The organism is Leeuwenhoekiella sp. MAR_2009_132 (genome assembly GCF_000687915.1).
GTDB lineage: Bacteria > Bacteroidota > Bacteroidia > Flavobacteriales > Flavobacteriaceae > Leeuwenhoekiella.
Genome location: NZ_JHZY01000004.1, coordinates 1777697 through 1790114, shown reverse-complemented (window position 1 = coordinate 1790114; position 12418 = coordinate 1777697). Strand labels below are relative to the sequence as shown.

The following is a 12418-nucleotide window of genomic DNA, read 5'->3' as shown; positions in this document are numbered from 1 at the left end:
GCATTAATCCTCTTTTGCTGTCAAAATCAATTTATTTTCGGCATTATAAATACTTAAAATGCCTTTTTTTAATTTGTAGGTATTTGCCTTTAGTAATGATTGGAAAAAGTTATATTCTAAAGAAGTTCCTTCAGGACACATCATTTTTGTAGCCATTGCAGGAGAAAACTTTATATTCTCTGCACTCACGACGTATGTAGAACTATAACTGTTACAAACTCCCGTACCATTAATCTGGCCTTTTTCAGGGTTAAATTTTATAGTAATTTGCTTATCTACTACAGAGTCTTTATCTATTGTTTCTACAAGATATTCTCCTTTAGGGCCCAGCATTTTCTTATCTGAAGATTTGCACGAACTAAAACAAATTATAATTACGAGTAAGATGGTTGTGGTTGCTTTCATATTTTAAATTTTGTATGAAATTACTAGTAATCATCGATATAGACTTCTAATACTAGGTTAAATTTAACTCAACATCTCCTTCGCCTTAATTACTGCACTCACAAGGCTATCTATTTCTTCAAACGTATTATAGAATGAAAATGAGGCTCTTACCGTTCCGGGTATTTTATAAAAGTCCATTATAGGTTGTGCGCAGTGATGCCCTGTACGCACTGCAATACCTAGCTTATCTAGAATTGTCCCCATATCATACGGGTGTATTCCTTTTATATTAAAAGAAATTACAGCTGTTTTATGCGTTGACTCCCCATAAATACGCAAACCCTCTATTTCTTTAAGCTTGAGAGTAGCATATTCTAAAAGTTCATGCTCATAGTTTGCTATAGCATCAAAACCTATTGCATTCATATAGTCTAAAGCAGCGCCAAAAGCAATACCTCCACAAATATTAGGTGTGCCTGCTTCAAATTTATGTGGTAAACCGGCATAAGTTGTTTTCTCAAAAGTTACCTGATCTATCATCTCGCCACCACCTTGATATGGAGGTAACTTTTTAAGTAACTCTTCTTTTCCGTACAGCATTCCCACTCCTGTTGGACCGCATATTTTGTGAGCCGAAACTACATAAAAATCTACATCAAGCTCCTGTACATCTGCTTTTATATGCGGGGCTGCTTGCGCACCATCTACTAATACGGCTGCCCCTACTCGGTGTGCTTTTTGAATAATTTCTTCAATAGGATTTATAGTACCTAAAGCATTACTCACATGATTAACAAAAACCAGTTTTAAATTTTCTGAAGTTAATTCATCAAAAGCCTGCATATCTAACTCTCCGCTTTCTAGCATAGGAATTACTCTAAGCACAGCCCCTGTTTTCTCACATAACATTTGCCAGGGCACAATGTTAGAATGGTGCTCTAAAGCAGAAACCATCACTTCATCACCAGCCTTAAGTATTGAAGCGTAACCCGATGCCACTATATTTATACTGTGTGTTGTACCAGCAGTAAATAAAGTTTGATACGAATTGGGAATATTAAAATGCTTCTGAATTTTAATACGAGCCTGCTCATAAGCATCTGTTGCTTCCTGAGAAAGTGCATGAACACCTCTATGTATATTTGCATTGTAGTTAGAATAATAATCTACAATAACATCAATTACCTGTTGCGGTGTTTGAGAGGTCGCAGCATTATCTAAGTACACTAGCGGATACCCATTAACTTTTCTGTTAAGTATAGGAAAATCTGCTCGTATTTTAGAAACATCAAAAGTGGTAGTTGCAGTAGCGGAAGCCATAAGCATTTCTTGTTTTATTCCTGACAATGCCTACAGCTATCAGAAATGTTTTCAATTAAATTTTAAAGCCAATTCAAGTTTAACTCTTTGTGCAAATATTTTATGACACAAAATGTATTCTACTACACGTCAAATCCTAAATTCACCTCTAATTTATTGGCTATTAGTTTTGTAATTCGAGCTTTTAACTGAGGTATTTTTACACTCTCGAGTACGTTATTTGCAAAAGCATACATCAATAATGCACGACCTTCTTTAACGCCAATACCTCGTGAACGCATATAAAATAAGGCATCTTCATCTAGCTGACCTATTGTACAACCATGAGAACAACGTACATCATCGGCAAAAATCTCAAGTTGCGGCTTAGAGTTTATAGAAGCTTTATCACTTACCAGAATATTATTATTAGACTGGTATGCATTAATCTTTTGCGCAATGCTGTCTACAAGTACTTTACCATTAAAAACTCCCGTAGAACTATCATCAAAAATACCTTTGTAATCCTGATGACTCTCACAATTAGGCTGCTTGTGATGCACTAACGTATTGTGATCTACGTGTTGTTTATCTTCAATTATAGTAACCCCTTTTAAAATAGAATTATTATGTTCTCCATTCTGGTAAAAATTAAGATTGTTACGTGTTAATTTTCCACCGAAAGAAAATGTATGTACAGACACTTCACTAGAATCTTGTTGATCTATATGGGTGTTATCTATTAAAGAAGCATTCTCTTTATCATTCTGAATCTTATAGTAATCTACCATCGCACGCTTGCCTGCATAAATCTCTGTAACACTATTAGTGAATACAGCATTAGCATTTAAACTCTGGTGACGCTCTATAATCTGAACTTCTGCGTTCTCTTCAGCAACAATTAAGTTACGCGGCTGAAGCATTAAACTTGACTCATTACCGGTAGCAAAATGTAAAATCTGAATAGGCTTGCTTACTGCTTTTCCTTTAGGGACATATATATAGGCTCCTTCTTTTGCAAAAGCTGTGTTAAGAGAAGTAAGACTATCCTGAGGTGCTATTTTATTAAAATAAACATCTATTACGGCCTTGTACTTAGGCTTTGTAAGCGCAGCACTCAATAAACAAACATCAACACCATCATGGGTAGTTTCTGAAAGGTACGAACTGTAAACACCATCAATAAACACAATCTTATAGGTGTCTATATCGTGAATGAAATATTTTTTAACGTCTTTAAACTCTATAGTATCTTCTTGCTTAGGAACTAAGCTGAAGTCTTGTTTAACGAGGCTGTTAAGTGACGTATATTTCCAGTCTTCCTGCTTTTTAGTAGGGAAACCTTTTTCTTCAAAAATCTTAATAGCTTCATCTTTAATATCGTGAATGCTATTATCTAAATCAAGATGTTCCTGAGATGTTAAATAAGAAGAAAGTAATTTATCTTTAAGATTCATATGTGTTCAATTCAATATTCATTGTTTAATAACGATCTGTAATTCCAGATAATTATTATCCTGCAGCTAATTCTGCCTTCACCCAGTCGTAACCTTTTTCTTCTAGTTCAAGAGCTAATTCTTTACCTCCAGACTTAACAATTTTACCATCAACTAATACGTGTACAAAATCAGGTACGATATAATCTAGCAAACGCTGGTAATGGGTAATTACAATTACCGCATTGTCTTTACTTCTTAATTTATTAACACCATTAGATACGATACGTAATGCATCAATATCAAGACCAGAATCAGTCTCATCTAATATTGCTAATTTTGGCTCTAACATTGCCATTTGAAAAATCTCGTTTCTCTTTTTCTCTCCTCCCGAGAAACCTTCGTTTAACGATCTGGATAAAAATTTACGGTCAATTTCTAAAAGTTCAGACTTTTCACGTATCATCTTTAGCATATCACTTGCTGGCATGTCTTCTAGACCTTTAGCTTTACGCGTTTGATTGATTGCCGTTTTAATAAAGTTAGTAACTGAAACTCCAGGAATTTCTACAGGATATTGAAATGAAAGAAAAACTCCTTTATGTGCTCGTTCCTCGGCATCTAAATCTAAAAGCGATTCTTTTTCAAAAATCACGTCTCCTGCACTAACCTCGTACTCTTCTTTACCGGCAATTACAGATGACAAAGTACTTTTACCAGAACCGTTAGGCCCCATAATTGCGTGTACTTCACCTGCATTTACTTTTAAGTTAATTCCTTTGAGGATATCTTTTCCTTCTATACCTGCACTTAGATTCTTAATTTCTAACATAATCTCGATTCTACAGATTGCACTTTAGCAATCGTTCTTTAATTTCTTATTTAACGTTTAAATTCTGACCGTTAAAGGGTAAGAATTACGATTTATTTCTTTAAACTGAAACTCCCTTAAGAATTTCTAAACCTAACTATTTAATAGCGTCAGGAGCTTTAGTTGTTTCTTTAAAATCATCCATATCGTGCTGAATAATTACTTTAGCATTCTTCTCTTTTACAAAAGCTTCAAATGCCTTAATACTCTCTTCAGATTGAGGGATATCATAATTAAACTGTGGCACTACACCATCTATTCTATTTTGCTCAAAATGATAGGTGTCGCCTGTTAAAACCAGAGGTCCTGTCTCTGGCAAATCTACAAACAACGCATTATGACCTGCTGTATGACCGGGCATATATTTGATAACAACACTACCATCTCCAAAAACATCATAATCTGTATTTGCAATAATTTCTTTATTCTTTAATGCCGAAAAAGAATCAGGAGCATAAAATGTATTTCCTTTTATATCATCGCTGTTTAAGAAATCATCTTCGCTTTGCTGAATCAACCATTTTGCATTTGGAAAATGATTTGCAGCTCCCGTATGGTCAAAATGAATGTGAGAAAACGCGATCATACTAACATCTTCAGGCTTAATATTTATTGTTTTTAACTGATTAAGGATGCTATCTTTTCTAGTAATTGTAAAGGCTCCTCCTTCTGGAGTATATGGCTCCTGACCTACTAGCATTTCTGGCAAACCAGTATCCCATAAAAGAATCCCGTTAGGGTGTTTTATCACATAAAATGCGTCTGCCAACTCTTTACTTTCTCCTTTATACGTATCTCCCTGCGCAAAGAGATTTAAGTTATTAGCCATTACCGTTCCTCCATCAAAAGCATAAAGCTCTACGTCTGGTTTTGCAGTTTCTTCTACAACAACTTCTTCTTTATTTTCCTCTTTTTTTGAGTCTTTACAACTTGCAAAAGCTAGAGCAACAAGCGAATAAAAAGCAATTTTTTTAATCATTGTATTTAGTATTTCTTTTTCTAATTATTAAACAATTATCCTACAGACCCTTCTAATGAAATTTCTAAAAGCTTTTGAGCCTCAACAGCAAACTCCATAGGAAGTTTATTTAAAACCTCTTTACTAAAACCATTTACAATAAGTGCAATAGCTTTCTCTGTATCTATACCACGCTGGTTACAATAAAAAATCTGGTCTTCACCTATTTTACTTGTAGTCGCCTCGTGCTCTATTTTTGCCGATTTATTTTTAGCTTCAATGTATGGGAAGGTATGCGCTCCACATTTATTACCCATCAACAAAGAATCACATTGAGAAAAATTACGCGCATTGTCTGCTCTGCTATTAATTTGAACCAGACCACGATAACTATTTTGCGAATTTCCGGCAGAAATACCTTTAGAGATAATTGTACTCTTAGTGTTTTTTCCTAAGTGAATCATCTTTGTGCCGGTATCTGCCTGCTGAAAGTTATTAGTTACCGCAATAGAATAGAATTCACCAATTGAGTTATCCCCTTTAAGCACACAACTAGGATACTTCCAGGTTACCGCACTACCGGTTTCAACCTGCGTCCAGGAAATTTTAGCGTTTTTCTCACAAAGACCACGCTTTGTTACAAAATTGTAAACACCACCTTTACCCTCCTCATTACCAGGATACCAGTTCTGAACTGTAGAATATTTAATCTCAGCATCATCAAGAGCGATAAGCTCTACTACAGCGGCATGTAATTGATTTTCATCTCGTGATGGAGCCGTACAGCCTTCTAAATAGCTCACATAACTACCCTCATCTGCCACAACGAGCGTACGCTCAAACTGACCGGTATTTGCCTGATTTATTCTAAAATAGGTAGAAAGTTCCATTGGGCAACGCACCCCTTTAGGAATATAGCAAAAAGAACCATCACTAAATACAGCACTATTAAGAGCGGCGTAGAAATTATCTTTTTGAGGAACTACTGTTCCCAAATATTTCTTCACTAGCTCAGGGTGTTCTTTTATCGCTTCAGAAATAGGACAAAAGATTATACCTTTTTCAGCTAAAGTCTTTTTAAAAGTAGTTGCTACAGAAACAGAATCCATTACGATATCTACTGCAACACCTGCAAGTTTTTTCTGCTCATCTAAAGAAATACCCAATCTTTTAAACGTATCCAACAATTCTGGATCTACCTCATCAAGACTATCGTATTTAGGTTTTTTTGAAGGTGCAGAATAATAGGAAATGCTCTGAAAATTTGGTTTTTCATAATGCACATTTGCCCATTCAGGCTCCTCCATTGTTAACCAGTGTCTAAAAGCCTCGAGTCTCCAATTGGTCATCCATTCTGGCTCGCCCTTTTTTAAAGAAATAGCACGTACAATATCTTCATTAAGTCCTATAGGAAATGTTTCAGACTCAATATCTGTATAAAATCCGTATTTATATTCTTTAGTGGCTAATTCCTTTTCTAAATCGTCTTCTGTGTATGCCATATACTTTTTGTAACCTGTTCAAGAAATTGAACAACTTTTTAATTCTTTTTTAAAGTGAAAAACTTTCACCACAACCACAAGTGCGCTGTGCATTGGGATTATTAAACACAAAACCCTTACCGTTAAGGCCTCCACTGTATTCTAAAACAGTACCTATAAGGTATAAAAAGCTTTTTTTATCTACTATAAGCTTAATATTATTGTCTTCAAAGAGTTTATCTTCTTCAGCAATGCTTTTATCAAATTTTAATTCATACGATAAACCAGAACAACCACCACTCTTCACACCCACTCTAACATAGTCAACGACAGCATCATAACCCTCCTCATTCATCAAGGCGGCTATTTTCTTTTTAGCATCTTCACTTACTTTAATCATATCATTTTCAATTAGTGCAAATATACCATTTAAGTAGGGTTTTACCATACTTCCTTACATTAAACTATACTATGATTGCATAGCTTCTATATATAGCAAATTATTAAGCTATTACATAAATCTATTCTTACAAAAAACTTAACTAAATCAAACCAGCGAAAAGCCACTAGGATATACATTTTGAGCCTCAATCTTGGTTTAGAGAATCGATTAAAAGGTCTTTAATTATTAAAATTAAAAGCTTCTCGTTTAAAATGAAATTACAGACAAATGAATATTTAGTGTCTGTAATTTCCCATTCAACTTATTCAAGTTAACTTTGCGTGCAAAATAGCAGCTATTATGTTTGACAATAAAGATCAATCCCGCACATCTCTTAGTGAACTTGGTGAATTCGGTTTAATAAATCACTTAACTAAAGATTTTACCATAAAACAATCTAGCACTGTAAAAGGCATTGGCGATGATGCAGCGGTTGTAGATACAAACGGAAAACAACTTGTAATCTCTACAGATTTACTGGTTGAGGGTGTTCATTTTGACATGAGCTTTATGCCTTTAAAGCATTTAGGATACAAAGCCGTTATGGTAAACCTTTCTGACATTTACGCGATGAATGCAGAACCTACACAAATTACAGTATCTATTGCCGTATCTAACCGGTTTCCGTTAGAAGCTTTAGAAGAATTATATGCCGGTATTGAATTAGCCTGCGCGATTTACAATGTTGACCTGGTAGGTGGTGACACAACTTCAAGCACAAAAGGGTTATTAATAAGTATAACCGCTCTGGGTCTGGCCGATGCAGATCAAATCGTGGGCAGAGATGGTGCTAAAGATGGAGATTTACTTGTTGTATCTGGTGATTTAGGCGCATCTTACATGGGGCTTCAGGTTTTAGAACGAGAAAAACAAGTACATAAAGTAAACCCTAATTCTCAACCAGATTTAGAACCTTATTCCTACTTAATAGAGCGCCAACTTAAGCCTGAGGCTCGCAAAGACATTATTGAGTTACTTAAAAAATTAGATATAAAACCCACCGCTATGATTGACATTAGCGACGGGCTTTCTTCAGAAATTATTCACTTATGTAAAAACTCAAATGTGGGTGTGCGACTTTATGAAAATAAAATACCCCTAGACCCGCAAATGATTACTGTTTGCGAAGAGTTTAAAATAGACAGCACCACAGTAGCATTAAGTGGCGGTGAAGATTACGAACTCTTGTTTACAATGCCGCAAACAGACTATGAGAAGATTAAAGGAAATCCTAATTTTACAATTATAGGCCATATTACTCCAGAAGGTGACGGAATGAATTTAATCACACGAGCAGACACCTCTATTCCGCTTGTAGCACGTGGCTGGAATGCACTAAGTAACGATAGTGAAGATTAGATTATGCAGATTGACGCTGATGCCTAAAAACATAAAACTTCTCCATTACTTCGTTTATCTGTCTTAGTTTTGGAGTAAGTATTAGTTTATCGCCATCTTCATTTTCTGTGAACTGCTTTTTGCACTGAATACACTGAAATTCTTTCTGTTCATTTTTATAAAATCTTAAGATCTCATATTTATGACCTAAGATTTTACATAGTATACTGCTAAACATGTTTTTAATTAATTGTGGAGAATTCATATTAGGGAGTTAAACTGTTGAACACCGTGAAATTAACAAAAAATAACGTTAAAAGGTTTATTTTGACGTTTAAAAACATTATGAGCGCTGTAAATCTTTAAATTCAATTTTACACCTTACACTTACAGCTGATTAAATTACTGATTTACAGTTTTTTAAAATTGAATTAAATGCTTCATTAAATCATTTGGATTTTCAAGATGCAACATATGCCCGCCATCTAAAATGACTACTTCGACATCCTGGTTGCTAAATTTACGGGTCAAATGACTAGAATCTAGCAATGTATCCTGAGCTCCTAACACTATTTTCTTCTTAAATAAGGCTTGTTTAAATAAATTGCTATAGTCTGCTCGTAAAGCCATCGCTCCCTGACAAGCTATATAACTTTGTTGAGAAGTAGCCAAAGCTGTACTTTTTGTTCGCTGAATTTCTTCCTCTAAATTTGCTCTAAATTTTTGTGTAAATAAATTGACTACAGACATTGATATGAGCGCCTCATAGTTGGTTTTAGCTACTTTTATTCCGTGTTTACGCAATTCTTTGCGTTTTAAAGTATCTGCTTCTGGTGTAGAATTCATCAATAGAACACCCATGACTTCTTGCGGAAATGTTTCCGCATAAGCCAGTGCAACATAACCACCCATAGAGTGCCCTATAAATTTAACCTTAGCTATACCGCATTCTCGTAAAACTGAATGTACTGCATGTGCCATATCTACCATTGTGTTTCCGGCAGCAAGCAAACTACTTTCTCCATGACCCGGTAAGTCAATACTAATAACCCGGTAGTGTTCTGTGAGTTTAGTTAAGAAAGGATCCCAGATTTCTTTATTTTCTAAAAAACCATGTAATAAGCAAAGGTTTTCTCCATTTCCATTATCAGTGTAATTAAGTCGTTCAGACTTTATAGATAGCGTCATTTTATTTTATCTTTCGCCCCGAAAGATACGCAGCATATGAGATTTACCAAAGAGACCGCAATTACTTCATTTGCCTTGTTCTCCCTTTTTTTTGGAGCCGGAAATTTAATCATTCCTCCCTTTTTAGGATATACAGCTGGCAGCATGTGGCTTATAACCAGTTTAGGATTTGCGCTTTCGGCAGTGGTAATTCCTATTTTAGGCATTTTTGCTCACGCACGTTTACAGGGAACTTTACTAGATTTTGGAAATAAAGTACATCCTATATTTAGTCTTATTTTTTGCATTATCGTCTATCTTATTGCCATTACCTTACCGGGGCCACGTACTGCTTCTGTCACCTACGAAATGGGATTACAACCTTATTTCGCCATTAACTCATTAACGTCTAGCAGCATCTATTTTGGATTGGTTCTAATTTTTGTACTTAACAGATCTAAAATTATTGACCTCTTAGGTAAATATCTAACCCCACTTTTATTAATCATATTAGCAACTATAATTGGAGTTGCTGTTTTTGCAGAATTACCCGCTCCTCAAAAAATATCGGAAGAGGGCTCAGTTTTTAAAGGAATTATAGAAGGTTATCAAACTTTTGATGCTATAGGAGCTATTGTAATAGGTGCGATTTTAGTAGTTTCCTTAAATCTTAAAGATCACGAATCTGCTGATATAAAGAAAAAGCTTCTTTTTAGAGCAGGTATCTTTGCAGGTCTAGGCTTGTTCTTAATTTATTTTGGTCTTATTTACGTAGGGGCATTATACAGCACAGTACTGGAGACATCTTCCCGTACAGACCTACTTTCACTACTAAGTTATGAGACCCTGGGTAAAGGTGGCAGGTTAATGCTTTCTGTACTTATAAGCCTGGCTTGTTTTACAACCGCTATAGGAATTGTTACAGGTACTTCAGACTTTATAAAAGGCATTCTCAAAGGGTCACAAAAAGCCTATATAATTACCGCCGTTTCTGCATGTATTTTAGGAGTCATTATCGGTCAAACCGGCGTAGCATATATCATAAGCATTGCAGTACCCGCTTTAAATTTTATTTATCCGTTAGTAATCGTTTTGATTATCCTGAATGTTTTTCCGGCAAGAATGGTGTCACCATTTATATTTAGATCTGTAGCCATTGCAACTTTTTTATTGAGTATCCCAGATTTTTTAATAAGTCTTGACCTACTGTCTATAGAAACAGCCAAAGAATTAATTCCATTTACAACTTACGGAATCACCTGGGTTATACCCACTTTAATTATTTTTGCATTAGCAAAATTAGTAGAACCTTTTATCTTTAAAAAGGCAAAAACAGATACTGAAATCTAATGGCAAAGCGAGGAACTCCCAAGAACGGAAAAAACAAGGCATTACACACAAAGCTGCTCAAGCGCAAAAAAGACAAATTACGTGATGACAAACAATTGAGAGCAGATAAACTAAAAGCTATTTTAAAGGCTACCCAAGTCAAAGATGTCACGGGCGATTAAATATTTCCCAATGTGCCATAGGTATATTTTTAAATAATAGATATTTACCGCTATGAAAGCAGAACCCACTTTAATTTGTATCCCAGACATTAGCGGTTTTACCCAGTTTATGCGGGAGGCGAATTTTGAGCTTACTTCACAAATTATACCTGCACTACTCAATGAGATTATTTATTCTAATACAATAGATTTGAAGGTTTCTGAAATTGAAGGAGATGCTGTTCTGTTTTTTAGAAGTGGAGAATTACCCACTCTTGACGACCTTATTGATCAATGTAAGCGGTTTTACCTTGATTTTTACCATAAAATGAACCTACTTTATAAGAAGCATAAAAAAGCTGAAGATGCTGAAAGTATTCCTCAAATTTTAGGGTTAAAGATCATAGTGCACTACGGGGAAGAAATAGCCATGGTTCCTATAGGGAACAGAATTAAATTAATGGGGGAAGATGTCATTACAGCACACAGATTATTAAAAAATTCTATAAAAATTGATGAGTACTTACTCATTTCAGACCAACTTCTTAACCACTACGACAAAGAGGATTTTGTTAGAAAATGTAACTGGAGTTCTTTACATAGTGAATCTATTGAAGTTGAGCATTTAGGAACAATCAACTATCATTTTATAGATTTACTACCATTAAAAACAAGCTAACTAGTGTAATGAATATCAATAATTTTTAAAAGTCTCGTTTCATTACCTAATTTTAATTCTGCTATTTCACCTACTTTTTTTCCCACTAAAGCTCTAGCTATAGGTGCTGTAAATGCAATTTTCATTTTTTTTACATCTGCCTCATCTACCCCTACAATTGTTATGGTATTTAGCTTTGAGTTAGGTTCTATTTGGTAACTCACTGTAGCTCCAAAACGTACTTCGCCACTTTCTGTATTTTCTAAAATACGAGCAGAAAGCAACCGCTCATTAAGCAATTGCAATTTACCTACGATAATAGCTTTTGAACGCCTTAATTCGCGTTCATCAATTTCAGTGAGATTTAGAAGTTCATTTTCTAATTCTAGCTTTTCGGCTTTAAGCGCTGCTAATCCATTTTTTGTCACATAATTTGTTTCCCCAACTGGTAATGCTGCTCGTGGTGGAATAATTGGAGCTTCTTCCTGATCATCTTCTTTTACAAATCCTCTGCTCATATAATTATTTTTATTGCTAGAATATACAAGTTCTATCCTCTTGAAAATCATATAAAATTCATAAAAAAACCTTTCTGAAGGCAAAGCGAAAACGATTGCTATAAAAATATTAAAATTTTAACATAAAAATCATAGAGATATCCTAGAGTAATTTATGCTCAATACAAGGAATATTTATTATCTATAATAATAGTTTATAAATAATAATGTCGGAAATGTAAAAAATATAAAGACTTAAGGAATTTTCCTACTAAAAAATAATTAATCCTGCAAGAGCTTAAAAACCCATTTATCGCTTTATTACGTATATTTGACGATATTTAAGCGTCGTTTATCAACAAAATTGCAAAGATGTTAACACTGTCCTTTAAAT

At 34.7% G+C, this 12418-nt stretch carries 14 protein-coding genes; 4 read left to right on the top strand and 10 right to left on the bottom strand.

The window, feature by feature from the left end; translation table 11 throughout:
- Positions 1-3: 3 nt before the first annotated feature.
- The 7 genes from P164_RS16100 to P164_RS16070 all read right to left on the bottom strand — a co-directional run bounded on the left by P164_RS16100 (position 4) and on the right by P164_RS16070 (position 6832).
- On the bottom strand, positions 4-405 hold the full coding sequence (locus P164_RS16100) for an META domain-containing protein (protein WP_028377352.1): 402 nt from the start codon (positions 403-405) through the stop codon (positions 4-6).
- A gap of 63 nt (positions 406-468) precedes the next feature.
- Entirely contained in the window at positions 469-1707 is a 1239-nt protein-coding gene (locus tag P164_RS16095; protein WP_028377351.1) for an aminotransferase class V-fold PLP-dependent enzyme, read from the bottom strand.
- 122 nt (positions 1708-1829) lie between these two features.
- Positions 1830-3143, bottom strand: coding sequence for a Fe-S cluster assembly protein SufD (gene sufD / locus P164_RS16090; RefSeq protein WP_028377350.1), 1314 nt, complete (start codon positions 3141-3143; stop codon positions 1830-1832).
- Positions 3144-3198: 55 nt separating this feature from the next.
- Complete coding sequence (gene sufC, locus P164_RS16085) at positions 3199-3954, bottom strand: Fe-S cluster assembly ATPase SufC (RefSeq protein ID WP_028377349.1); 756 nt, start codon at positions 3952-3954, stop codon at positions 3199-3201.
- A gap of 136 nt (positions 3955-4090) precedes the next feature.
- Positions 4091-4972, bottom strand: a complete 882-nt coding sequence (locus P164_RS16080; RefSeq protein WP_028377348.1) for an N-acyl homoserine lactonase family protein — start codon at positions 4970-4972, stop codon at positions 4091-4093.
- Between the two features lie 35 nt (positions 4973-5007).
- Complete coding sequence (sufB, locus tag P164_RS16075; RefSeq protein WP_028377347.1) at positions 5008-6453, bottom strand: Fe-S cluster assembly protein SufB; 1446 nt, start codon at positions 6451-6453, stop codon at positions 5008-5010.
- Positions 6454-6502: 49 nt separating this feature from the next.
- The gene (locus P164_RS16070) at positions 6503-6832 is read right to left on the bottom strand and encodes a HesB/IscA family protein (protein WP_028377346.1); all 330 of its coding nucleotides are present in this window, start codon (positions 6830-6832) and stop codon (positions 6503-6505) included.
- 342 nt (positions 6833-7174) lie between these two features.
- On the opposite strand from P164_RS16070, the gene thiL reads away from it, so the two are divergent.
- Complete coding sequence (gene thiL, locus P164_RS16065) at positions 7175-8233, top strand: thiamine-phosphate kinase (protein WP_028377345.1); 1059 nt, start codon at positions 7175-7177, stop codon at positions 8231-8233.
- Between the two features lies 1 nt (position 8234).
- Here the strand turns inward: thiL and P164_RS16060 are convergent, their stop codons facing one another.
- Together P164_RS16060 and P164_RS16055 are read right to left on the bottom strand one after the other, a co-directional pair.
- A complete protein-coding gene (locus P164_RS16060) occupies positions 8235-8477 on the bottom strand; it encodes a hypothetical protein (RefSeq protein WP_028377344.1) in 243 nt (80 codons plus the stop codon).
- A gap of 155 nt (positions 8478-8632) precedes the next feature.
- Positions 8633-9400, bottom strand: a complete 768-nt coding sequence (locus P164_RS16055) for an alpha/beta fold hydrolase (RefSeq protein ID WP_028377343.1) — start codon at positions 9398-9400, stop codon at positions 8633-8635.
- 36 nt (positions 9401-9436) lie between these two features.
- Here P164_RS16055 and brnQ point away from each other — a divergent pair, with 36 nt between their 5' ends.
- From brnQ to P164_RS16045, 3 genes are read left to right on the top strand one after another with little or no spacing between them, the layout of a single operon-like run.
- A complete protein-coding gene (gene brnQ, locus P164_RS16050; protein ID WP_051621386.1) occupies positions 9437-10729 on the top strand; it encodes a branched-chain amino acid transport system II carrier protein in 1293 nt (430 codons plus the stop codon).
- A complete protein-coding gene (locus tag P164_RS18835) occupies positions 10729-10890 on the top strand; it encodes a hypothetical protein (protein ID WP_199907795.1) in 162 nt (53 codons plus the stop codon). Before brnQ ends, P164_RS18835 begins: the two co-directional genes overlap by 1 nt.
- A gap of 52 nt (positions 10891-10942) precedes the next feature.
- Positions 10943-11548 (top strand): DUF2652 domain-containing protein, encoded by a 606-nt coding sequence (locus tag P164_RS16045; RefSeq protein WP_028377342.1) that lies wholly within the window; start codon positions 10943-10945, stop codon positions 11546-11548.
- Here P164_RS16045 and P164_RS16040 read toward each other — a convergent pair.
- Complete coding sequence (locus P164_RS16040; RefSeq protein ID WP_028377341.1) at positions 11545-12045, bottom strand: GreA/GreB family elongation factor; 501 nt, start codon at positions 12043-12045, stop codon at positions 11545-11547. The genes P164_RS16045 and P164_RS16040 overlap by 4 nt on opposite strands.
- Between the last annotated feature and the right edge of the window lie 373 nt (positions 12046-12418).